This is a genomic window from Streptomyces sp. NPDC101151, assembly GCF_044768335.1.
Lineage (GTDB): Bacteria > Actinomycetota > Actinomycetes > Streptomycetales > Streptomycetaceae > Streptomyces.
The window spans coordinates 99,473-122,643 of sequence record NZ_JBIWPP010000024.1; the positions used below are offsets into that span (position 1 = coordinate 99,473).

Genomic DNA, 23,171 nt, shown 5'->3' on the forward strand with positions numbered 1-23,171 from the left:
CTCGCAGCCTGTGCTGGAGGGGCGGAAAGTGCCCGGAGCCGGACTTGAACCGGCACGCCCGCGAAGGGGCAGCGAGGTTTAAGCTCGCCGTGTCTGCATTCCACCATCCGGGCAGGCCATGGGCTCCGCTTCGAGTGTCCGAGCCTATCGGGACGCATCCCTCGAACAGCGGAAGGGACGGCCCGATGTTGTCTTATTTTATTGACGTCTGAGGGTGCATCAGCCCATGGAACGGGCCATCCGCACTTGCCAACAGCGTGACGTGGCGTGGGCACGCGCGTACGCGGAATGACGGAATTTCACCTACCGAACGAGGGCGGCCCACCTGTTCTGGACCATGGAGGGTCTCAGGGTCGCCCGTCCTCCCCAGGTATGACTCGGGCCCGCTCCGTCCGACCGGAGTCGCCCTCAGGAACGGGAACAGCGACTGACTACACGGGCCGCTGACGCCTGGACGATGGATCAGTCCCCACGAACAGTCGTCGTCCCGACAGGAGCACCCTCCCGTGACCACCACACCCACCGCCGGCCGAACCACGGCCGTGGCCGCACGCGCCACGGAGCTGTCGAAGATCTACGGGCAGGGCGAGACCCGGGTGGTCGCCCTGGACCGGGTCTCCGTCGACTTCCGGCAGGCCGAGTTCACCGCGATCATGGGCCCCTCCGGTTCCGGCAAGTCCACGCTGATGCACTGCGTGGCGGGCCTGGACAACTTCTCCTCGGGATCCGTGCGCATCGGCGAGACCGAGCTGGGCTCGCTGAAGGACAAGCAGCTCACCAAGTTGCGCCGGGACAAGATCGGCTTCATCTTCCAGGCGTTCAACCTGCTGCCGACGCTGACCGCGCTGGAGAACATCACCCTTCCGATGGACATCGCGGGCCGGAAGGCCGACAAGGCGTGGCTGGACCAGGTCATCCAGATGGTCGGCCTGTCCGGGCGGCTCACCCACCGGCCCTCGCAGCTGTCCGGCGGCCAGCAGCAGCGGGTCGCCGTCGCCCGCGCGCTCGCCTCCAAGCCCGACATCATCTTCGGTGACGAGCCGACCGGAAACCTCGACTCGCGCTCCGGCGCCGAGGTGCTGGGCTTCCTGCGCAACTCCGTGCGCGAGCTGGGCCAGACGGTGGTCATGGTGACCCACGACCCGGTGGCGGCGGCCTACGCGGACCGCGTGGTCTTCCTCGCCGACGGCCGGATCGTGGACGAGATCCACGGCCCCACGGCGGACTCCGTGCTCGACCTCATGAAGCAGTTCGACGCGAAGGGCCGTACCAGCTGATGTTCCGCACCGCGCTGCGCAACGTACTCGCGCACAAGGCCCGGCTCCTGATGACCGTGCTCGCCGTCATGCTCGGTGTGGCGTTCGTGTCCGGGACCCTGGTCTTCACCAACACCATCTCCGACGCCTACCAGAACAGTTCCGCCAAGGGCTTCGACCAGGTCGACGTCGCCGTCCGGGCCAAGTACCAGGACTCCGAGGGCGACCGGGTCGGCAAGACCCCCGAGCTGACCCAGGCGCTGCTCGACAGGGCCACGAAGGCCCCGGGCGCCGCCTCCGCCACCGGTGTCGTCACCGGCTTCACCGCACTCGCCGACAAGGACGGCAAGCTGATCGGCGGCGGCTGGCAGTCCGAGGGCGGCAACTACTGGGGCACCAAGGACGCCCGGTATCCCCTCACCGACGGCCACGCGCCGCGCGGCAAGGACGAGGTGCTGATCGACTCCAAGACCGCCGAGCGCGCGGGCTACAAGGTCGGCGACACCGTGCGCATGTCCGTGAACGGCCCGGTGCTCACCCCGCGCGTCAGTGGCATCTTCACCACCGACGACGGCAACGTGGCCGCGGGCGGCAGCCTCGCCCTGTTCGACACGCCGACCGCGCAGCAGCTGTTCGGCAAGAAGGGCACGTACGACGAGATCGACGTGAAGGCGGCGGCCGGTACCGGCCAGAGCGCGCTCAAGTCCGCCCTGGACAAGACCCTGCCGTCCCGGCTCGTGGAGACCACCACCGGCCGGCAGCTCGCCGACGACCAGGCGCGGATGATCTCCTCGTCGATGAGCGGTCTGAAGCAGGGCCTGCTGGTGTTCGCCGGCATCTCCCTGTTCGTCGGCACGTTCATCATCGCCAACACCTTCACCATGCTGGTCGCCCAGCGCACCAGGGAACTGGCCCTGATGCGGGCGGTCGGCGCCTCCCGCCGGCAGGTCACCCGCTCGGTGCTGATCGAGGCGTTCGTGGTGGGCACGGTCGCCGGTGCGACCGGTCTGGTCGCCGGCATCGGCATCGGGGCCGGGCTGCGGACGCTGCTGGGCTCGTTCGGCGCGAGCATGCCCGACGGGCCGCTGGTGATCACGCCGGGCACCGTGGTCGCCGCGCTCGCGGTGGGCATCGTGATCACTGTGCTGGCCGCCTGGCTGCCCGGCCGCCGGGCCGCGAAGATCCCGCCGGTGGCGGCGATGAGCAGCGTGCACGCCAAGGCGACCACCAAGTCGCTGGTGCTGCGCAACACGTTCGGCGCGCTGTTCTCGGCGGCCGGCGTCGCGGTGATCCTCTCGGCCACCTCGATGAACGCCGACACCGGCCAGGGCCTGATGGGGATGGGCGCGGTCCTGCTCATCATCGGTGTGTTCGTCCTGACCCCGCTGCTGTCCCGCCCGCTGATCGCGGCCGCCGCCCCGGTGCTGCGCGTGTTCGGTGTCTCGGGCAAGCTGGCCCGGCAGAACTCGGTGCGCAACCCGCGCCGTACGGCGGCCACGGCGTCCGCCCTGATGATCGGTCTGACCCTGATCACCGGTATGACGGTGATGGCTGGCAGCCTGCAGACGGCGATCGACAAGATGGCAAGCTCGGCGATCCGCGCCGACTACGTCGTGTCCATGGCCAACCGCGGCCCGCTCTCCCCCGGAGTGGCGAAGAAGATCGCCGCCGACACCGACGTCACCGCCAGCAGCCCGCTGCGCAACGCCGAATCCCGCATCGACGGCCAGACCGAGTTCCTGACCGGCGTGAACGGCTCGGCCATCGGCAAGCTGACCGACCTCAAGGTGGACGACGGCTCCTTCACGGTCGGTGGCACACAGGTCGTCGTCGACCAGGACCGGGCCAAGTCGTTCGGCTGGAAGACCGGTTCGCAATTCACCGTCCACTACGAGGACGGCAAGTCGCAGAAGCTGACCGTGGCCGGGGTCTACGAGGGCAACGACATGCTCAACGGGATCATGCTCGACAACCGGACCCTCACCCCGCACCTGAGCGATCCGTCCGACATGCAGGTCATGGTCAAGACGGCGGACGGCGCCTCCGACGCGGCCAAGGACAAGCTGGAGAAGTCCCTCGGCTCCAACCCGGCGATCAAGGTTCAGGACAAGCAGGACATCTCCAACGACATCGCACAGATGTTCACGATGATGCTGAACATGCTCTACGGCCTGCTCGGCATGGCGGTGATCGTCGCGGTCCTCGGCGTCATCAACACCCTGGCCATGTCGGTGTTCGAGCGCTCACAGGAGATCGGCATGCTCCGCGCGATCGGCCTGGACCGCAAGGCCGTCAAGCGGATGGTCCGCCTGGAGTCCCTGGTGATCTCCCTGTTCGGCGGCGTGCTCGGCATCGGTCTGGGCGTGTTCTTCGGCTGGGCGGCGGGCGAGCTGCTGGGCACGAAGATGCCGACGTACGAACTGGTCCTGCCCTGGGGCCGGATGGCGGTCTTCCTGCTGCTGGCGGCGACGGTCGGCATCCTGGCCGCGCTGTGGCCGGCCCGGCGCGCGGCCCGGCTGAACATGCTGGCCGCGATCAAGGCCGAGTAGCCCTGCCCCAGGACGCCCGGGGCCCCGTTCCGCGACCGGAACGGGGCCCTTCGCCGTGTCAGGGGTTCCAGGTACGGGTGCGCAGCGGGAGCCCGGAGGCGCCGGACTGCGGGGTGCGGACCGCCAGGACCTGGTTGACGCCGATGCGGTTGCGCTCGAAGGCGAGCGCGGACGCGGCCATGTACAGCCGCCAGACGCGGGCGCGGCCGGGACTGGTGAGGCGGGCCGCGCGGTCCCAGCCGGCTTCCAGGTTGGCGACCCACTGGCGCAGGGTGCGCGCGTAGTGCTCGCGGATCGACTCCACGTCCCGGACCTCGAAGCCGGCGCGCTCCAGCTGGGTGACGGTGGTGCCGATCGGGGCGAGTTCTCCGTCCGGGAAGACGTAGGCGTCGATGAACCGGTCGGTCTCGTACGCCGTTTCGTCGTGCTGCGGGCGGCGGGCGATCTGGTGGTTGAGCAGCCGTCCGCCCGGCTTCAGCAGGGCGTACAGACTGTTCGCGTACTCCAGGTAGCGTTCGGCGCCGACGTGCTCGGCCATGCCGATGGACGAGATGGCGTCGTAGGGCCCGTCCGCGACGTCCCGGTAGTCCTGGACCCGGATCTCCACCCGGTCGGTCAGGCCTTGGTCGGCGACGCGTTTGCGGGCGTACGCGGCCTGCTCCTGCGACAGCGTGACCCCGACGACGCCGACTCCGTGCTCACGGGCCGCGTGGATGGCCATCGAGCCCCAGCCGCAGCCGATGTCCAGCAGCCGCTGACCCTCCCTCAGGCCGAGTTTGCCGCAGACGAGTTCGAGCTTGTCGCGCTGGGCGGACTCCAGGGTGGCACCTGTTTCCACGGGCTCCCAGTAGGCGCACGAGTAGACCATCGACGGCCCGAGGACCGTCTCGTAGAAGTCGTTGCCGACGTCGTAGTGGTGGCTGATGGCCCGCTTGTCGCTGTGGCGTGTGTGCAGATGACGGCGTCGGCGCACCTCCTCGCGCGGTGGGGCGGGCGGGATCGGCGGCCCGGCGAGCTTCAGCAGGCCGCGACCGGCGGCCCGTACCCGGGGGTCGCGCAGTGCCTGGACGAGGCCCGGTGCGTCCTCCCCGCGCTCCCACACCAGCCCGGCCATGGCGTCGAGAACGGCGTACAGGTCGCCCTCGACATCCAGGTCTCCGGCGACCCAGGCGCGGGCGAGGCCCAGCTCACCCGGCTTGAACAGCATGTGGCGCAGGGCGCGGCGGTTGCGCAGGACGAGGGCCGGCGCATCCGGCGGTCCCGCCTGCGACCCGTCCCAGGCCCGTACCCGCACCGGGAGCGGCACTCCCAGCATCTGCTCGGCAAGACTCCTCAGCCGCGACGCGGCGTCGGCCATGGCGCACCTCCGGTGAAAGGAATCGGCCCGCTGGATCGTCTCCATCCGGCTTGCAGAGGAACGACCCCGCACGGCGACGTCATTCCCCGCCGCGCGCTCCTGCCGACACGATGGCCGATCCTTCACCCCTGACGCACCAGTGCGGCGGGATTGTGCAGGCACCGGTGGCGCCGGTCAAGTCCCGATATGCAGGGGCGTGCCCGGCCTGGGACGAAAGGCCCTAATGGATGACAGAACATCCCGTTCGCCCCTCCCCCCCCAAACTCTTCGGATGTGAACTGCCATGACTCGTCTCTCCAAGTTCCAGCGCGTTGCCCTGCTCGCCGCTTCGACCACGGTGATCACCGGAGGCCTGATGCTGCCGGGCACGGCGTTCGCGGCCCCGCAGACCGCCACCGTCGCCACCGACGCCCACGGCGCCGACTCGGCCGCGCAGTGGGCGGCGACCACCGACCACACGAGCGGCGTCACGGCCGAGCTTCCCGGACAGCCCGAGAAGGAGACGATCTCCGAGAACGGCGTGGAAGGCCGTACCTATACGGTGCCGACCGAATACGGAGCCATGGCCTTCGGGGTCTTCGACGCGCCGGACGGCAGCGCGTGGGATCTCGCGGCCAACCTGCAGAGCGCACTGGACGGCTACAACAGTGACTCCAAGTCCCCCGACGACGTGCTCACCAGCAGCGATGTCCAGGAGGGCACCACGGCCGACGGCCAGCCCGCCCTCGACGCCGCGCTCTCCGCCCCTGACGGCACCATCGGCCACGTCCGTTTCATCGACGCCGGCGACCACATGGTCGAGATCGTGGTCCTGGGCACCCAGGACGCCCAGCAGGACGTGGACGCGGACTACATGCAGCTCCTCAACGGTCTCCAGCTGCCGGGCGGCACCACCACCCAGTCCTACTGACCCGACATCCCCGCTACAAGCGGCTCAGCATGAGCGAGAGGGCGCCCAGGGCGTCCTCTCTGTTCCGTCCCTGGCCGCCTGCGCGGGCGACGTACGTCTGCAGCAGGACCTGCCCTTTGCGGCCGGTGATCTGCGTGTAGTAGTCGTCCGTCTTCAGGCCCGTTTCGTCGACGACCCGGCGGCCCTGCTCGACCGTGACCTCGTCGAAGCCCTTCGGCGCCGTCATGCCGATGTCGCGAACGTCTTCGTACCGCTGCTTGCTCCCGGAGTCCCGCTCGGTCTGGCAGCGCTGCGCATCCGCGCGGTAGCGCGCGACGTCCGCCGCGGCGCCGTCGTCGTCCCGGTGGACGATGACGATCGACGTGCCGATCACCGTCTGATCCGACTTCTGGGCACTGCGCTGCAGGGCGGCCAGCGCGTCGACCGCCGGTTGCGAGACGAGGGCGCAGCTGTCGTCGGCGAAGGCCTCCGTGGCGTCATCGGTTTCGTAGGGACTGCCGCGCACAAAGCCGGAACCCCAGTCCGCGGGGGCCAGCGTCACACGTTTCGCGAGGTCCCGGGCCTGTGCGGCCGTCTCGACGGGCGCGCTCCCCTTGTCCCGGCCGCCGAGAACGATCACCAGCGCCACGGCCACCACGACCGCGGCACCGGCGCCGATCAGCACGGGAGGCCTGCGCCACCAGACACGCCGGGGAGGTGGCGGGCTGGAGTCGCGTACCCCGTAGAGGGGGCCCGGCGGCGGGCCGGGGGGCGGGCCGGGGGGCGGGCCCGGCGGCGGGCCGGGCGGTTGGGTGGTCACGTCCGTCCTGTACCACCGGCGACCGCGATGCGGTGGCACCACGGGCAGAGATCACCTGACTGACAGCGGAATCGGCCGCCCCTGACGGTCCGCGCACATGCCGAAGGGGCCGCCCGCACCACGGATGGCAGGCGGCCCCTTCGGGCTGAACAGGGTGACCGGAGGTCAGGAGGCCTTGGCCTTCTCCTCGGTCTTCGCGGCGGCGACCGGAGCCGGCTTGGCGGCCTCGTAGAACTCCTCGCGCGGGTTCTCCATGGCGCCGAGGGAGACGACCTCGCGCTTGAGGAACATGCCGAGGGTCCAGTCGGCGAAGACGCGGATCTTGCGGTTGAAGGTCGGCATCGCCATGCCGTGGTAGCCACGGTGCATGTACCAGGCGAGGCGGCCCTTGAGCTTGATCTTCATCTTGCCCATGACGATCATCGCGACGCCCTTGTGGAGGCCGAGACCGGCCACCGCGCCCTTGTTGGCGTGCGAGTAGTCCTTCTGCGGGAAGCCCCGCATACCGGAGATCACGTTGTCGCCGAGCGCCTTGGCCTGGCGCAGCGCGTGCTGGGCGTTCGGCGGGCACCAGGCGTTCTCGTTGCCCGCCTTGCGGCCGACGAGGTCCGGGACCTGTGCGTTGTCGCCGGCGGCCCAGATGTAGTCCGTGCCCTTGACCTGGAGGGTCGGCTCGCAGTCGACATGGCCGCGGGGGCCGAGGGGCAGGCCGAAGCGGGCGAGCGCCGGGTTCGGCTTCACGCCGGCGGTCCAGACGATGGTGTTGGAGTCGACCTCGAGGCCGTTCTTCAGCACCACGTGGCCGTCCACGCAGGAGTCCATGGAGGTGGAGAGGTAGATCTCCACGCCCCGGCTCTCCAGGTGCTCCTTGCCGTACTGGCCGAGCTTGGGGCCGACCTCGGGGAGGATCTTGTCGGCGGCGTCGACGAGGACGAAGCGCATGTCCTCGCGGGAGACGTTCTTGTAGTACTTGGCCGCGTCCCGGGCCATGTCCTCGACCTCGCCGATGGTCTCCGCGCCCGCGAAGCCACCGCCGATGAAGACGAAGGTGAGCGCCTTGCGGCGGATCTCCTCGTCGGTCGTGGAGTCGGCCTTGTCCAGCTGTTCGAGGACGTGGTTGCGCAGGCCGATGGACTCCTCGATGCCCTTCATGCCGATGCCCTGCTCGGCGAGGCCGGGGATCGGGAAGGTGCGGGAGACCGCGCCCATCGCGATGACCAGGTAGTCGAAGGGCAGCTCGTACGCCTCGCCCACGAGCGGGGCGATCGTGGCGACCTTGCGGTCCTGGTCGATGGTGGTGACCCGGCCGGTGAGGACCTCCGCCTTCGGCAGCACGCGTCGCAGCGGGACGACGACGTGCCGGGGAGAGATGTTGCCGGCGGCGGCTTCGGGGAGGAAGGGCTGGTAGGTCATGTACGACCGGGGGTCGACGACCGTGACGGTCGCCTCTCCGTAGCGCATCTTCTTCTGGATGCGCCGAGCTGCGTACAGGCCTACGTACCCACCGCCTACTACGAGGATCCTGGGACGCTCCGTGGTGCTCATGCCATCGAGTATCCACCCGCCCTCGGAGGGGTGCTCGTGCGCCCCTTCACAAGGTCTGACAGGCCCTGTGCTAAACTCCGCGGCCCGCGTGACACAGGTCATGACACGGAACGGGAACCGCGGGGCGGTTCGACCCGTTGTCAAGGGCGCGTGAGCTGCCCCTCCGGGCTCCGGGACACCCCGTGAGCCACTCGCCCGGACCGTCCGGAACGCCTTCGCACGGCACCCGCGCGAGGCGCTCGCGAGCGTGCTCCAGGGCCCGTTGAGCCCCCGGACGGGCCAACAGGGACCCTCGGATCGCCCGACAGAGCCCAATTCCTTGTGAAGAACTTCACGAAGTTTTCCGGCGGGGTGTCGCGGAGCGGCTCGCTGACCGCCCCGCAACAGCGCTCATACGTTATCCGGACTGCTCAGCCGCGGGCTACCGTCCAGTAACAAAGGAGACCTAGGCCACGGACCACGCGATGCCGTCGAGGATGTCGTGCTCGCTGACGACGACCTCCTCGGCCCCGATCCGCTCCATGATCGCGAGCAGGACGAGGGCGCCCGCGCCGATGACGTCGACCCGGCCCGGGTGCATGGACGGGATCGCCGCGCGCTCGGCGTGCGTGGAGCGCAGCAGCCGCTCGGTGATCTCGCGGACGCGCTCCCGGGAGATACGGGAGTGGTGGATGCGCTCGGAGTCGTAGTCGGGCAGGTCCTGGGCGATCGCGGACACGGTGGTGACCGAGCCGGCGAGGCCGACCAGAGTGTGCGCCTCGCGCAGCGGGACCGTCTCCTCGGCGAGGTCCAGGGCGGCCTCGATGTCGGCGCGCACGGCGGCGATCTGCTCCTCGGTGGGCGGGTCGCTCACCTTGCCGTCGTGCACCAGGTGACGTTCGGTCATCCGCACGCAGCCGATGTCCACGGACCGCGCGGCCCGTACGTGGTCGTCGCCGACGACGAACTCGGTGGAGCCGCCGCCGATGTCCACCACCAGGTAGGGCTTGGCGAGGTCGTCGCGGCCCCTGAGCTCCTTCGTGGCACCGGTGAAGGAGAACTCGGCCTCCCGGTCGCCGGTGATGACCTCGGGCTCGACGCCCAGGATGTCCACGATGCCGCGCACGAACTCGTCCCGGTTGGACGCGTCCCGGGAGGCCGACGTCGCCACGAACCGCACCTTCGTGGCGCCCAGTTCGCGGATGAGGGCCGCGTACTCACGGCACGCCGCGAACGTCCGCTGAAGCGCCTCGGGCGCCAGCCGTCCGGTGCGGTCCACGTCCTGGCCGAGCCGCACGATCGTCATGCGCCGGTCCAGTTCCAGCAGCTCACCGGTGGCCGGGTTCACGTCGGCCACGAGCAGCCGGATGGAGTTCGTTCCGCAGTCCACGGCCGCCACCCGCGAGAAGCCGTCGGTGACCAGCGGCTTGTAGGCGAAGAACCCGCTGCGCGTCTCGGCGGGGTCGAGGACCGTGCCCTCCTCGCCCGGGTGCTCGTCCGCCGGGTCGGGCGCCTCGAGCGGCTGCACGCACGGTCCCTTCCGCCACCACTCGGGCAGCATCGCGATGGCCTCGTCGCCGAGCGGGTTCACCCCCGGGCCCGCGGCCAGCGAGTGGCCGACCAGGACGTGCAGGCACTTCACCCGGTCCGGCATGCCGCCCGCGCTCGGGAAGCCCTCCAGGACCTCGATCTCGTCCCGGCGCCGGATGTAGTCCTCGTGCGCGGCCCGGTAGGCGGCGGCCAGCTCGGGGTCGCTCTGCAGCCGCTCCGTCATCTCCTTCATGACGCCGTTCGCCTCCAGCGTGCCGATCGCCGAGGCGGCGCGCGGGCACGTCAGGTAGTACGTCGTCGGGAACGGCGTGCCGTCGGGCAGGCGAGGTGCCGTCTCCACGACGTCCGGCTGACCGCACGGGCAGCGGTGCGCGATGGCCCTGAGGCCCCGCGGCGGGCGGCCGAGCTGCTGCTTGAAGGCCTCTACGTCCGCGTCGGTGGGCTCGGTGCGCGGAGTGGGCGGCGGAGGCGTTTCCATGACTGCTTTCAGAGTGGCTTTCTGTCGGTTCACCGGCCGGGGGCCGGCTACTGGTCGGAGGCGTCGGACTTGTCGACCCCGTCCCAGACGTTCGCGTACCAGGGCCGGTGGGCGGCCCGGAGGTCGGCGCGGGACTGCTTGGCCGCGCCCGGGTCGATCACGACGTACCCCGTCTCCCCGGGCATCACATAGTGCAGCCGGCGCCGGATCTGCTGCTTGGCGTAGGCGTCGTCCTGCCAGCGCGCCTTCAGGTCACGCAGCTGCTCGACGCGCTTGCGGGCCCGCTCCTGCTGCCGTTGCTGGTCGGCGATCTCGGCGCGCTGGGAGACGTACTGCCGCATCGGGTAGGCGAGCGCGACGATCAGCGTGCACAGCACCAGGGCGAGCAGGGCGGCGCGGCCGGTGAGCCGGGAGCGGCGGGCCTGCCGCTTGGTCTGGGAGCGGTAGACCCGGGCCGCCGTCTGCTCCCCGAGCAGCCTGAGCCTGGTCGCGGTGGAGAACCGGTCCCGGTCCTTCACGGCCATGTCCCGCCTCCCCTTCACACGTGCGTACGTCCCCGCACACGGTACGGGACCGGGTACGGGGACGTACGTACGACTGGCTAAGGCTTGCCCGGGGTTGAGCCCCGGTTGGGTCAGCCCTTGAAGCGCGGGAAGGCGCTGCGGCCGGCGTAGACCGCGGCGTCGTCGAGGATCTCCTCGATGCGCAGCAGCTGGTTGTACTTGGCGACGCGGTCCGAGCGGGCCGGGGCGCCGGTCTTGATCTGACCGCAGTTCACCGCGACGGCGAGGTCGGCGATGGTGACGTCCTCGGTCTCACCGGAGCGGTGGGACATCATGCACTTGAAACCGTTGCGCTGGGCCATCTCGACGGCGTCCAGGGTCTCGGTCAGCGAACCGATCTGGTTCACCTTCACGAGCAGGGCGTTCGCGGAGCCCTCCTCGATGCCGCGGGCCAGGCGCTCCGGGTTGGTGACGAAGAGGTCGTCGCCGACGATCTGGACCTTGTCGCCCAGCTTGTCGGTGATGACCTTCCAGCCGGCCCAGTCGTCCTCGAACAGCGGGTCCTCGATGGAGACGAGCGGGTAGGCCGCCACAAGCTCCTCGTAGTACTCCGTCATCTCGGCGGCCGAGCGGGACTTGCCCTCGAACTCGTACTTGCCGTCCTTGTAGAACTCGGACGCGGCGACGTCGAGCGCGAGCGCGATCTGCTCGCCGGGGACGTAACCGGCCTGCTTGATGGCCTCGACGATGAGGTCGAGGGCGGCGCGGTTGGACTCCAGGTTCGGGGCGAAGCCGCCCTCGTCACCCAGGCCGGTGGACAGGCCCTTGGTCTTCAGCACCTTCTTGAGGGTGTGGTAGACCTCGGCACCCCAGCGCAGGGCCTCGGAGAAGGACTCCGCGCCGATCGGGGCGATCATGAACTCCTGGATGTCCACGTTGGAGTCGGCGTGCGAGCCGCCGTTCAGGATGTTCATCATCGGCACCGGCAGCAGGTGCGCGTTCGGGCCGCCCAGGTAGCGGAACAGGGGGAGGTCGCTGGCCTCGGAGGCGGCGTGGGCGACGGCGAGGGAGACGCCGAGGATGGCGTTGGCGCCGAGGGAGCCCTTGTTGTCGGTCGCGTCCAGGTCGAACATGGCCTGGTCGATCAGGCGCTGCTCGGTGGCGTCGTAGCCGACCAGCTCCGGACCGATCTGCTCGATGACGGCGAGGACGGCCTTCTCGACGCCCTTGCCCTGGTAGCGGTTCGGGTCACCGTCGCGCAGCTCGATGGCCTCGAAGGCGCCGGTGGAGGCGCCGGAGGGGACGGCGGCACGACCCGTGCTGCCGTCGTCGAGGCCGACCTCGACCTCGACCGTGGGGTTGCCTCGGGAGTCCAGGATTTCCCGGGCTACGACGACGTCGATGGACGGCACGAGCATCTCCTTCGTGGATGTGACGCTGGTAGTGCGCGGCTGGTGTGCCTTGCGACTAGAGCCTAACCGTCCCGGGGGCGTCGGCCACCGACCGACCGTCCCGTGGACAAGGAGACGGTACCTATTGTTCACGCTCGGAACAAAGGGGCCTCCGAATGAGGCCCGGTCGAAGAGTGGGGAAACAGAGCCGGGAACCGTGGGCGGGAAACGGGGGCGGCCAACAGGGTGCGGAACCCGAGCGGGGAAACAAACGACCCCGCCCCGGCGCGTACGGGGGAACACGCGCCGGGGCGGGGAGCCCGTGGGGACGGGGGGATGACCCTCACGAGGCCCTCGGTCTGGGGGCAGGCCTTGTGAGGGCGCTGTGGTTCTGGTGGGAGCCGGGTGTTACTTCAGGTGCAGCTGCTGGCCCGGGTAGATGAGGTCGGCGTCCGCGACGACGTCCTTGTTCAGCTTGAACAGCTTCTCCCAGCCGCCCTCGACCTTGTGCTTCTCGGCGATGGTGCTGAGGGTGTCGCCCTTGACGACCTTGTACTCGCCGTCGCCCTTCTTGACCTTCTTGCCGGTCGGGGTGGTGACGGTCTTGCTCGCGGCCGGACGCTCGGCGGAGCGGGAGGCGGCCTGCTCGTCGGTGGAGCGGGTGGCGGTGCTCGGCGCGGTGGTCTTCGAGGGGGCGGCAGGGGCGGCACCGCCGTTGGGGGTGCTGGACAGGCCCGTGCCGCACACCGGCCAGGCGCCCTTGCCCTGGGCGGCGAGAACCTTCTCGGCGACGGCGATCTGCTGCGCCTTGGTGGCCTGGTTGGCCTGGGCGGCGTACTGGGCGCCGCCGTACGCGGCCCAGGTGGAGGCGGAGAACTGCAGACCGCCGTAGTAGCCGTTTCCGGTGTTGATGGACCAGTTGCCGCCGGCCTCGCACTGGGCGACCGCGTCCCACTCGGAGGCGGTGGCGGCGGAGGCGTTGCCGGCCGCCATCAGCGGGGCGGCGACAACGGCGCCGGTGACACCGGCGAGCGCGATGGCCCGGGTGGCCTTGGACGGACGACGGTGCTTGCCCTTGCCGGAAAACAGCATGGATCGATCCCCTCACCGACGCCTGCGAGGTGAGCTGTCGGGTTCGGGCCGGTTGAGTTGCCCGGCCGCGCCCCTTTCGGGACACGGCTCCACCCCAAGCCGGTGCCGGCATCAACTGCCGGTTCCGGCGCCTACCTTGGGTCCCCCGCTCCTGCCTACGGCGCATGACGCGACGACTGTTCCCGGGCAACCGCTGGCAGGATTCGGCGTTGCGACTGCCGGGGCTCGTGGTGACGAGCGGTCCCGACCGTAGACAGGCGATCGCGGGAATTTCAAAGACGATCAGGGCTTCTGAGACTCATCCCACACTTTCGCCAAAACGGACATTAAGTGTGAAGTGGGGCGTCAACTCCTGCTACTTATCGCCCTTTTCGCTACCGACTTTCAGGGTCTGACCGGCGGTGATGTGGTTCGGGTCGGCGCCGATGCTCTTCTTGTTGTCGGCGTAGAGGGCGTGCCATCCGCCGTCGACGTCAAGGGAGTCGGCGATGGAGGCGAGGGTGTCACCCTCGCGGACGGTGTAGGCGCTCGCGTCACGGGAGGCGTGGCGGCCGGACGTCTTGGCGTCCTGACCGTTTGTCACGCTTTCGTCCGCAGTGCCACCGCGGTGACGTCCGCCGCTGCCGAGGGCGCCCGTGTCGACCAGACTCCAAGAGCTGCCGGTCTGCCATGAATTGTCCGAGTCGTCCGTCGCGGGATCCATGGTCGCGGAGTCGCTGCCCTCCGCGCCTTCGGAGCCGGACGATGCGGATTTGTCGGACTTGGGGGTATCGGTCTCCTTGTCGGAGCCCTTGGAGCCGGCGTCCTTGCTCGCGTCGGACGACGGCTTGCCGGCCGCATCCGAGGAGGAGTCGGACGAGGACGAGGAATCCGGCAGATCAGACGAGTCGGACGTATCGCCGGAGCCGGACGGGTCCGAGGACTTCGACGAACCGCCGTCCTCCGCCGAGCCCGAACCGGAGTCCCCGACACCCGTGTCGACGTCCAGCGAGCCGGAGTTCGACGTCAGCCCGGAGAGCAGGGCGCAGGTGGCCCAGGGCGTGGTGTCCTGGTCGGCGAGGATCCTCTCGGCGACGGCGATCTGCTGCGACCGGCTGGCCTGGTCGGCGCTGGAGGCGTACTGGCCGCCGCCGTACGTGTCCCAGTCGTCCTGGGATATCTGCAGGCCGCCGTAGTACCCGTTGCCGGTGTCGGCGCTCCAGGAGCCACCGCTCTCGCACTCGGCCACCTTGTCCCACGTGGTGCCGTCGGCCGCGTTGGCGCTCGCCGCACCGAGGAGCGGGATGGCGATGGCGGAGCCGGTCACTCCCGCCGCGACGAGGAGGGCCGGAGCCTGACGGGGGCGACGGTGACGACCGTTCCCGGAGAGCATGCGGAAGCCTTTCGTGCGACAGCGGGGCCGGCGCGGCGCATGAAACTCGGGGCCACGCTGAGGGGTGAACGTATAGGCAGACGATCACTTGTCACAAGTTAATGCCGCGTAGATCACGTGAAGATCACAGAGGCGAACATCCGTCATGTTCCGCTGTGCGGGCTGTGCTCACGGAGCGGGCGTGAATTCCACGGGGAGCGTGCGCAGGCCGCGCATGATGAGTCCGCCGCGCCAGCGCAGCTCGGCCGGGTCCGCCGCGAGCCGCAGGTCGGGGAGGCGGGTGAGGAGGGTGGCGAGCGCGGTCTGGCCCTCCAGACGGGCGAGCGGGGCGCCGAGGCAGTAGTGGATGCCGTGGCCGTATCCGAGGTGCTGGTTGTCCCGGCGGGACAGGTCCAGGACGTCCGGATCGGCGAACCGCTCCGGATCCCGGTCGGCTGCGGCGAGTACGACGAGCACCGGGTCCCCGGCGGCGATGTCCTGCCCGCCGATGGTGAGCGGCCGGGTGGCGAACCGCCAGGTGGCCAGCTCCACCGGGCCGTCGTAGCGCAGGAGTTCCTCGACACCGGTCTCCAGGAGGTCCCTGTGCCCGGCGGCCAGGGAGCGTTGCAGACGGTGGCGCTGCTCGGGGTGGGTGAGCAGGGCGTAGGTGCCGTTGCCGATCAGGTTCACGGTGGTCTCGAACCCGGCGAACAGGAGGATGAAGGCCATCGCGGCGGCCTCGTTCTCGGTGAGGTGCTCGCCGTGGTCGGAGGCGCGGATGAGGCCGGAGATCAGGTCCTCGCCCGGGGTGGGCTCGGCGGGCAGCGCCTCCCGCTTGCGGTGGATCAGCTCGGCGAGGTAGCCGCGCATCTTCTTCACCGACCGCGCGACCCCGCCCCGCGGTCCGCCCCCGTGGCGGATCATCATCCCGGCCCAGTCGCGGAAGTCGTCCTGGTCATCGCGCGGGACTCCGAGCAGGTCGCAGATGGCGTAAATGGGGAGCGGGAAGGCGAAGTCGTGGATGAGGTCGGCCGAGCCCTTCTTCGCGAACCCGGCGATGAGGTGGTCGGTCAGCTCCTGCACCCGGGGCGCGAACTCGGCGACCGTGCGGGGCGTGAACGCCTTGCTGACCAGCCGGCGCAGCCGGGTGTGGTCCGGCGGGTCGATGTTCAGCAGGTGCGTCATCAGCTCGGCCTTGCGCTCGCCCGGGATACCGGTCTTCCCCTTGGCGTGCGCGGGCTCGTCGTGATGCGCCGGGTTCTTGCTCAGCCGCTGGTCGGCCAGGGCCTGCTTGGCATCGCCGTACCGGGTGACCAGCCAGGCCTCGACCCCGCTGGGCAGCCGCGTCCGGTGCACGGGTGCGTTCTCCCGCAGCCAGGCGTAGGCGGGGTACGGGTCGGTGGCGAACTCCCAGGTGAAGAGGTCGGGGGTGGAGTCGTCGGAGTCGAGCTGGTCGGTCACTTCTCGACGGTATCCGCAGCGGGGCCCAACTCCGCCATCGCGGTCGGATGCCCGGCGGCGGCCGCCCGCCGGAGCCAGTCGTCGGCGCTCTCCCGAAGGGCCAGGCTGACGCGGTACGCGGCGGCGGCATCGCCCTGCTCGGCGGCGGCCCTGAGGTGGCGCAGCCCGGCCTCGGTCTCCCCGGTCGCCACCAGCAGCTCCCCCAGCTCCGCGTGCAGCTCCTGCTGGAGCTTCACGTCGTCGACGCCGGCCTCCAGCGCCTTCCGGAACCAGTGGACGGCCTCCGGTGCGTTGTCCTTCCCCATCGCTATGCCGCCGAGCACCACCATCGCGTCGGCCACGCCTGCCTCCGCCCGGGGAGTCAACAGCCGGTCCGCCGTCCGGACGACCGCCGCCTCGGTCTCCTTGTCCTCTGCGGCGTCCAGCAGCTGGAACCACACGGTCACCGGTATGTCCGCCGGTTCCCCGGAGGCCGGGAGATCCGCCACCAGCGATCCGTAGGCCGCGAAGACGGTCTCGTCCTCGGTGTCCGGCACCAGCAGGCCCGTCACCCCGTACCGGGGCCTCGTCGCCCAGGCCAGCGCCTCGTCGATGGACTCCTGTCCGCTCCTCGGCACCTCGTGGCCGTACTCCTGCGCGATCCTCTCCAGCGCATCGGCCGGCAGGGGGCCGGCGAACCCGCAGCGTGCGGCGTCGACCGCCGCCCGCACGAGGAGGTGCCCGCGAGGATGCGCACCGGCCCGCCGTGCTCTGCGCCACTCGTCCCACAGCTCCGGTCCCACCGCCAGATACTCCGGCACCGTGCGGTCGCCGCGTCCCTTCAGGGCGCCGAGCAGCCGGGGGTCGTCGGCCTGCGCCAGCCGTCCGAGTTCCGTCCCGCTCCACGCGTGTCTGAGCTCGACGGTCTCGGCACGGCTGAGCACGCGCGAGGCCCGGCCGCCGCCGAACCGGCGCGCGTCGTACGCGTCGTCGCGCATCGTCGCGACGATCGGCACCCCGAGGCCGGTGAGCTGGGCCAGCAGGCCGGTGTCCAGGCCCGTTTCACCCAGGTGGCCTTCCAGTTCGTCGAGCCACAGGACGTATGCGCCGGGGCGCTCGCGCAGGATGCCCGGCAGCGCCTGCAGGTCGGCGCCCGGTGCGGGGGCGCACAGCCGTGTGTCCGGCGGCAGCGCGGCGGCCGCGGCGGCCCAGGCGGTCCGGCTCTTGCCGGAGAACGGTCCACCGGTCACCACGACCAGCCCGCCCCGGTGCAGCAGCCGGATCAGCCGGTCGTCCGCGTCCCGGCCGACGTACGGCGCGAGCTCGCTCTCCTCGTCGAAGCGCCGGGTCCGGTGGACGCCCAGGGCGATGGGGTCGGCCGTGCGGACGGCCGGCCAGGTGCCGGGGTCGGGGAAGGCCGCGGCCGGACCGTAGTGGAGGTGCTGCACGCCGGTGACCGGCCCGTGAAAGGTGCCCTGCCGGAAGTCGACGGTGTCACCCGAGGCCGCCATGAACTCGTCCAGTATGTCCTTGAGTTCCTCGGCCACCGTCTCCGGCGCGTCCACGAGCACCTCCTGGAGCCGGTCTCGCCAGTGCTCCTGGGTCGCGCCGGCGCCGGAGTGTTCCTCGGGTGACGCGCCGAACCGGGCGAGGTCCTCGGCGTCACCGTCCATCCCGCGGCGCCGGAACAGCTCGGCGACCCGCTGCTGCATCTGCTTCCAGGCCGTCGACCCGACAGCGCTCACGATCGCCTCGGCCGCCATGAACTCCAGTGCGGAACCCACCCGTGTCCCCCTGTCCCGTTTTCTCCAGGCTTTCGCCCAACGGTACTGAGCCGGAGGCTTCCTGACGTCCCGTATGCTCCTCGGCCGTCACTTCTTCCGGGACCCGCCGGCCCCCGGGGCCCTCAGCCGGCCTCCTTCTCCCGTATGGCGTCCCGGTACACGCGCGCCGCCGCCCGCAGCGCCGCCTCCGGGTCGACACCGTCCGCCTCGGCGCGGACGGCGAGCGCCAGCAGCTCGTAGCCGATGCCGTCGCCCTGCGGCAGGGGGACGTCCAGGTCCGCCGTGCGGGCGCGGGAGGCGAGCTTGGCGGTGAGGGCGAGGCCGGGCTGGCCGAGGGGGACGCCGTCGGTGACCGAGGTACGCCGTTTCTCCTCGGCCTTGGTGCGCAGCCAGTGCGCCTTGACGTCCTCCGGGGTCTCGGCCTTCTCGTCGCCGAAGACGTGCGGGTGGCGGTGGATCAGTTTGGCGACGATGCCGCCGGCCACGTCGTCCACGGAGAACGGCGCTTCCGGGTCCTCCTCGGCGATCCGGGAGTGGAAGACGACCTGGAGCAGGACGTCGCCCAGTTCCTCCCGCAGCTCCGCGCGGTCGCCTGCCTCGATCGCCTCGACCAGTTCGTACGCCTCCTCGATGCCGTACTTGGCCAGGCCCTTGTGGGTCTGCCGGGACGACCAGGGGCACTCGGCGCGGATGCGGTCCATGACCTGGACGAGGTCGAGGAGGCGGGCGCCGGGCAGGTCGTAGGAGGCGGGCAGCAGCTCCAGCTCCGGCATCCGCACCCTGCCCGAGCCGGCCAGGCGGGCCAGGCCGTCGGTGAGGGCGGGCTCTCCCTCACCCGTGGCCACGACCACCACGGTCCGCCCGCCGGCGCAGGTGTCGACCAGCTCCTGGGCGGTGGGGGCGGCCTCCCCCACCGATATCCCCGCCTCCCGCAGATACGGCAGCTGCGGATGCGCTCCGTCCGCGCACAGCACGGCGTCGGCGGCGCGCAGCGCCTGCCAGGCGGGCCAGGACAGCAGGCCGGGTGCGACACGGTGGCTGGTGGTGAGCAGGACGATGCGGCCGGGTGCGGCTTCGGGGCTGGTTGCGTTCACGATCCGAACGTAACCCACGGCGAGGACGGACGGGACCGGTTGTCCACAGGGCCGGAAGGGTCATGTGATCTTACGACCGGCTGCCTTGTCTCGGCCGCCGACGTACCGTTCCGGCACCCCGGAAAACCCCCCGCTACGCGGGCTCCTGCTGCGCCCCGGTCGCCGTGACCTCTCGTACCCACGGGGTCTTGGCATCGACCCGGCTGCTCTTCTGCACGTCCCAGGAGCCGTAGCGCGGGTTGAGGTCGATGTGGAGTTCGTCGGACGCCTGCGACAGGGCCTTCCAGAAGGCGGGCTGCGTGGTGTCGGTGCCGAGCCTCGCGGCGAGCTTCTGTGCCTCGAGCTGAAGGCGCAGGTTGTCGTCCAGGCGCTTGGGCGCGATGCCGTACTTCTGCAGCCAGGCCGTCTCCAGCCCCTTGGCGCCGCCGGCCTGCTGCTCCAGACCGGAGCGCATCTGCAGGACCTCTTTGCGGCTGACCGTGATCCCCTCGTCCTGCGCGGCACGGTGCAGCACCCGGTCGAGGACCATGTTGTGCAGGGTGTCGCGGGTGAGGCCGCCGGTGGAGGCGAGGACCTGCTGGTACTGGGTGTCGTCCGGCACGGCGGCCCGCTGTGCCCTGCGTACCTCGCCGACCCGGTTCTCCAGCTGGGCGACGGTGATCCGCTGCCCTCCCACGACGGCGGCCGCGCCGGGGTGCGCATCGTTTCCGCACGCGGTGAGGAGGGGTGCCGCGGCGGCGATCGCGGCGGAGAGGACGAGCGCGGTGCGACGGCGGCGGTGCAAGGAGACCTCCAAGGGAGATTGTGCGACGGTGCACAAAGTCTTGCGGTGATCGATGGTAGGCAGTGGGCAGGCTCCGGCCAACCCATTCGACCAACGATTCGCACCCGCTTCGGGCACCGCCGCGCCACCGCGGTGGGGGCCGCCGGGTCAGCCGGTGATCGCCACCGGCGCGTCCCACGCGTCACGGTCGACGGTGAGCGTGACGCCGCCGTGCGTCTCCTTGCTGTTGACCATGTACTGGTGGGCGCGGCTGTGGCCGGTGAACCGGGTGGAGCCCCACGGCCAGTCCGCGGTGGTGGTGTTCTGCTTGTCCCACAGCGCGTACCAGAGGTTGCCCGGCAGGTCCGTCCTGTCCGACGCGGTGGCGACCGCCTTGGCGCTGGAGCTGGTGAAGCCGTAGTAACCGGCGCGGTACGTCTTGGCGTGCAGGCCCTTGTCGAAGGCGCGCACGTACGTCAGGACCGCGTCGTTGCACGCCTTGTTCGCGCTGTCGTACGCCTCCATGTCGAGGTAGATCGGGCTGCCCGCCTTCATACCGAGCGCGGAGGCCTTGGCCACGGCGTCGGCGGCGTCCTTCGCGCCCAGGGACGTGGCGGTGGAGGCCGTCAGCTTCTCCGGGCTGGAGCCCGTCTGGCAGGGCGGCTGGGCACCGACGTAGATCGGGACGAGCTTCCAGCCCATGGCGGTGACGCTCTTGACCCAGGTGGAAGTGAGGTTGGGCTGGGCACAGCCGCGGTTCCTGCCGCCCACGTAGACGGCGGCGGCACCGTAGAAACCGGTGTGCCAGGCCTTCATCGCGGACTGCGAGGGCGCGGTGCAGGTGTCGAAGGCGCGGCCGGTGAACGTCTTCTGCGCGGGCCAGGCGGTGGCGGCCATGGAGGTCTGCGCGGCGATACCGGCTCCGGCGGCGACGGCCGCCCCGGCCACCGCCCACGTGACGTACCTGCGCTTCTTCGACTGCCGATGGCCGGCCATGAACCCCACCCCTGCTCGTGCGTGCCTGTGCAAAACGAAGCGCAACCTATCCGGCGCCGCTCCCGATTTCTGGAAACGCAATCCCCCGAAGATCACAAGAATCTCCCAGAGAACAGCAAAATCTAGCCGCGCACCTGCCCCAGCCACTGCAGGGTGCGGCGGATGTCCGCCGCCAGCGGATGGCCGGGGCCGTGGAAACGCTCCACGTCCATCAGCAGCCGCGCGAGCGTGTCGTGGGCGGCCGGGCGGTCCCCGACGGCGAGCAGCAGGTGTCCGATGCGGCGCCGCACGTCGTGGGCGAGCTGCGGGTCTCCGGAGACGTACTGGTTCTCGTAGTAGGGCAGCAGCGCGCGGTACTCGGCGAGCGCCGCCGCCGGTTCGCCGAGCTGCTCCAGGCACTGCGCGGCCTCGTATCGGAAGCGCAGGGACTGCGGGTCGGCCTGGCCGGCCTCGGCGGCGCGTTCGTCGGCGAGACGGCGCAGTTCGGGCAGCGCGCGCCGGTACTGGCCGTCGTCCATGAGCGTGGCCGCGTACTGCTTGCGCAGGGTGCGCACGACCGGGGAGTGCCGGCCGTGCTGCTCGGCCGCGGCGGGCAGGATCGCGCCGAGGATGTCCACGGCCTGGGTGATGCGGCCCTCCCCGAGGAGCCGCTTGACCTCGTCCACGGCGGCCGCCACATCGGGCTTCTCGGCCGTGTCCGGCACGGGCGTCACGGGGGCGGGCTGGGGCGCGGGCGTACGCGCACGGTCCGGCCAGGGGGCGTGCGGACGCAGGAAGGGACGCGTGGGATCGAGGGGCGCCCCCGTGGGCGTCCCGCGCGCGGGCAGGAGCAGCGCCAGGTGCTCGTACACCTCCTGCGCGGAGTCCGGCCGATGCTGCGGGTCCTTGGCGAGCAGGCGAAGCACAAGCGCCTCCAGCGCCTCCGGCACCTCGGGGCGGACACGACGCACGGGCAGCGGCGGCTCGTACAGGTGCCGGTGCAGCACGCCGAGCGCCGTGGAGCCGGAGAACGGCACATCGCCGCTGAGCAGTTCGTGCATCAGCACACCCAGCGCGTACAGGTCGGTGTACGGGCCGACCGCACCGCCCATCGCCTGCTCGGGCGCCATGTAGGCGGGCGAGCCGATCGGCGAGCCGGTGTGGGTGAGGCGGGTGGTGTCGGTGTCCATGACCGAGGCCACGCCCAGGTCGAGGACGGTGACCGTGCCGTCCTGCTTCACCATCACGTTCCGCGGCTTCAGATCGCGGTGCACGATCGGCACGGCGTGCACCGCGCTCAGCACGGCGCACAGCTGCGCGGCCACCGCCACCGCCCACTGCCACGGGTACGGATCGTGTTCGGCGAGATGGTCGGAGAGGTCGGCGCCGTCGACGTACTGCATGACGAGGAACAGCTCCTCGCCCTCGCTGCCCGCGTCGTGCACGGTGACCAGGCCCGGGTGATCGACCTGTGCGGTGACCCGGCACTCACGCACGAAGCGGCGGCGCAGCTCGTCCGCCTCCTGACCGGCCACCTTGTCGGGGCGCAGCAGCTTCACCGCCACGCGCCGGTCGAGCCGCTGGTCGTACGCCGTCCAGACCTGGCCCATACCGCCCTGCCCGATGAGCGTGGACAGTTCGTACCGGCCGGCGACGACCCGTCCCGTCGCCACGGTCACCGTCCGTCCTCGTGGCCGGCGCCCTGCATGCCGTCGTCGTGGCCGTCGTGCTTGCGCAGGTAGTCGCTCAGCTCGTCCAGCTCGGCACGCACCTGGTCGATCCGGGCGGGCGCCGGGCGCTGCGGCGGCGGGGTGGTCAGCGGGGGCTGCGGGGTGGTCAGCGGAGGCTGCGGCAGCGGCGTGTGCGGCCCCGTGGGCGTGACGGGCGGGCGCCCCACGGGGGCGCGGCCCTGCGGCACGGTCGTCGCGGTGAACGGCGACGGCGGCTGCGGATAGCCGTACGCCGACACCGCCGGGCCGCCCGCGTACGCCCGCTGAAGCTTCTGGAAGTGCCTGATGTCCGCCACCAGGTAGTACACGAGCGTGACGCCGAGGGCGCCGAGGAGCAGAGTCATGCCCAGGTAGCCGCCGGGAGTGTGGACCTCGTCGCCGGGCTCGCCGGCCAGCAGCACGACGCTGAGGATGTCGGCCGCCAGCACCGCCACGAACAGACCCCAGTCCAGCGACCTGCGCGTGACGGCGGCCAGTCGCAGCATCAACACCCAGGTCAGGAAGCCGATGCTGAAGATCCCGACCGCCACGAACACCACACGCAGCACAACCAGCCACGCGGGGTGCGGGGGCTGCTTCACCGGCTGTGCGTAGCCGTGGCCCTGCATGACTGCTCCTGATGCC

Annotated in this window: 18 protein-coding genes, 1 tRNA gene, 1 pseudogene and 1 riboswitch; of the genes and pseudogenes, 3 read left to right on the forward strand and 17 right to left on the reverse strand. The window is 70.8% G+C overall.

Going from position 1 to position 23,171, the window contains the following annotated elements:
• Positions 1-29: 29 nt before the first annotated feature.
• Positions 30-113: transfer RNA gene (locus ACIRU3_RS33310), tRNA-Leu, on the reverse strand.
• Between the two features lie 393 nt (positions 114-506).
• Here ACIRU3_RS33310 and ACIRU3_RS33315 point away from each other — a divergent pair.
• Together ACIRU3_RS33315 and ACIRU3_RS33320 are read left to right on the forward strand one after the other, a co-directional pair.
• On the forward strand, positions 507-1,277 hold the full coding sequence (locus ACIRU3_RS33315) for an ABC transporter ATP-binding protein (RefSeq protein ID WP_404064335.1): 771 nt from the start codon (positions 507-509) through the stop codon (positions 1,275-1,277).
• Complete coding sequence (locus tag ACIRU3_RS33320; RefSeq protein ID WP_404064338.1) at positions 1,277-3,805, forward strand: ABC transporter permease; 2,529 nt, start codon at positions 1,277-1,279, stop codon at positions 3,803-3,805. The genes ACIRU3_RS33315 and ACIRU3_RS33320 overlap by 1 nt, the downstream gene beginning before the upstream one ends.
• A gap of 58 nt (positions 3,806-3,863) precedes the next feature.
• Here the strand turns inward: ACIRU3_RS33320 and ACIRU3_RS33325 are convergent, their stop codons facing one another.
• The gene (locus ACIRU3_RS33325) at positions 3,864-5,162 is read right to left on the reverse strand and encodes a class I SAM-dependent methyltransferase (RefSeq protein WP_404064341.1); all 1,299 of its coding nucleotides are present in this window, start codon (positions 5,160-5,162) and stop codon (positions 3,864-3,866) included.
• 283 nt (positions 5,163-5,445) lie between these two features.
• On the opposite strand from ACIRU3_RS33325, the gene ACIRU3_RS33330 reads away from it, so the two are divergent.
• A complete protein-coding gene (locus tag ACIRU3_RS33330; RefSeq protein WP_404064344.1) occupies positions 5,446-6,072 on the forward strand; it encodes a hypothetical protein in 627 nt (208 codons plus the stop codon).
• Positions 6,073-6,085: 13 nt separating this feature from the next.
• Here the strand turns inward: ACIRU3_RS33330 and ACIRU3_RS33335 are convergent, their stop codons facing one another.
• The 15 genes and pseudogenes from ACIRU3_RS33335 to ACIRU3_RS33405 form a co-directional block, all read right to left on the reverse strand.
• Positions 6,086-6,871 carry a hypothetical protein gene (locus ACIRU3_RS33335; protein ID WP_404064347.1) on the reverse strand — a complete coding sequence of 262 codons (786 nt, stop codon included), beginning with the start codon at positions 6,869-6,871 and terminating at the stop codon, positions 6,086-6,088.
• A 165-nt stretch (positions 6,872-7,036) separates the two neighbouring features.
• Positions 7,037-8,416 carry an NAD(P)/FAD-dependent oxidoreductase gene (locus ACIRU3_RS33340; protein WP_404064350.1) on the reverse strand — a complete coding sequence of 460 codons (1,380 nt, stop codon included), beginning with the start codon at positions 8,414-8,416 and terminating at the stop codon, positions 7,037-7,039.
• Positions 8,417-8,861: 445 nt separating this feature from the next.
• Complete coding sequence (locus tag ACIRU3_RS33345; protein ID WP_404064420.1) at positions 8,862-9,794, reverse strand: exopolyphosphatase; 933 nt, start codon at positions 9,792-9,794, stop codon at positions 8,862-8,864.
• A gap of 228 nt (positions 9,795-10,022) precedes the next feature.
• Positions 10,023-10,424 (reverse strand): annotated as a pseudogene (locus ACIRU3_RS33350) (DUF501 domain-containing protein); the annotation flags it as partial.
• A 47-nt stretch (positions 10,425-10,471) separates the two neighbouring features.
• The gene (locus tag ACIRU3_RS33355) at positions 10,472-10,948 is read right to left on the reverse strand and encodes a septum formation initiator family protein (RefSeq protein ID WP_404064353.1); all 477 of its coding nucleotides are present in this window, start codon (positions 10,946-10,948) and stop codon (positions 10,472-10,474) included.
• Between the two features lie 110 nt (positions 10,949-11,058).
• Positions 11,059-12,345: a phosphopyruvate hydratase gene (gene eno / locus ACIRU3_RS33360; protein WP_404064356.1), complete on the reverse strand. Its 1,287-nt coding sequence runs from the start codon at positions 12,343-12,345 to the stop codon at positions 11,059-11,061.
• A 381-nt stretch (positions 12,346-12,726) separates the two neighbouring features.
• Positions 12,727-13,410, reverse strand: coding sequence for a transglycosylase family protein (locus ACIRU3_RS33365; protein ID WP_404064359.1), 684 nt, complete (start codon positions 13,408-13,410; stop codon positions 12,727-12,729).
• A gap of 4 nt (positions 13,411-13,414) precedes the next feature.
• A riboswitch (cyclic di-AMP (ydaO/yuaA leader) is annotated at positions 13,415-13,583 on the reverse strand.
• A gap of 182 nt (positions 13,584-13,765) precedes the next feature.
• Positions 13,766-14,782 carry a transglycosylase family protein gene (locus tag ACIRU3_RS33370; RefSeq protein ID WP_404064361.1) on the reverse strand — a complete coding sequence of 339 codons (1,017 nt, stop codon included), beginning with the start codon at positions 14,780-14,782 and terminating at the stop codon, positions 13,766-13,768.
• 168 nt (positions 14,783-14,950) lie between these two features.
• Complete coding sequence (locus tag ACIRU3_RS33375; RefSeq protein ID WP_404064362.1) at positions 14,951-16,222, reverse strand: cytochrome P450; 1,272 nt, start codon at positions 16,220-16,222, stop codon at positions 14,951-14,953.
• Entirely contained in the window at positions 16,219-17,985 is a 1,767-nt protein-coding gene (locus ACIRU3_RS33380) for a tetratricopeptide repeat protein (protein WP_404064363.1), read from the reverse strand. Before ACIRU3_RS33380 ends, ACIRU3_RS33375 begins: the two co-directional genes overlap by 4 nt.
• A gap of 122 nt (positions 17,986-18,107) precedes the next feature.
• On the reverse strand, positions 18,108-19,079 hold the full coding sequence (locus ACIRU3_RS33385; protein ID WP_404064364.1) for a nucleoside triphosphate pyrophosphohydrolase: 972 nt from the start codon (positions 19,077-19,079) through the stop codon (positions 18,108-18,110).
• Between the two features lie 133 nt (positions 19,080-19,212).
• Positions 19,213-19,863, reverse strand: a complete 651-nt coding sequence (locus tag ACIRU3_RS33390; protein WP_404064366.1) for a SurA N-terminal domain-containing protein — start codon at positions 19,861-19,863, stop codon at positions 19,213-19,215.
• A 147-nt stretch (positions 19,864-20,010) separates the two neighbouring features.
• Positions 20,011-20,838, reverse strand: coding sequence for a glycoside hydrolase domain-containing protein (locus ACIRU3_RS33395; RefSeq protein ID WP_404064368.1), 828 nt, complete (start codon positions 20,836-20,838; stop codon positions 20,011-20,013).
• Between the two features lie 122 nt (positions 20,839-20,960).
• Positions 20,961-22,454: a protein kinase gene (locus ACIRU3_RS33400; protein ID WP_404064423.1), complete on the reverse strand. Its 1,494-nt coding sequence runs from the start codon at positions 22,452-22,454 to the stop codon at positions 20,961-20,963.
• A gap of 38 nt (positions 22,455-22,492) precedes the next feature.
• Entirely contained in the window at positions 22,493-23,155 is a 663-nt protein-coding gene (locus ACIRU3_RS33405; RefSeq protein WP_404064371.1) for a hypothetical protein, read from the reverse strand.
• Positions 23,156-23,171: the final 16 nt, after the last annotated feature.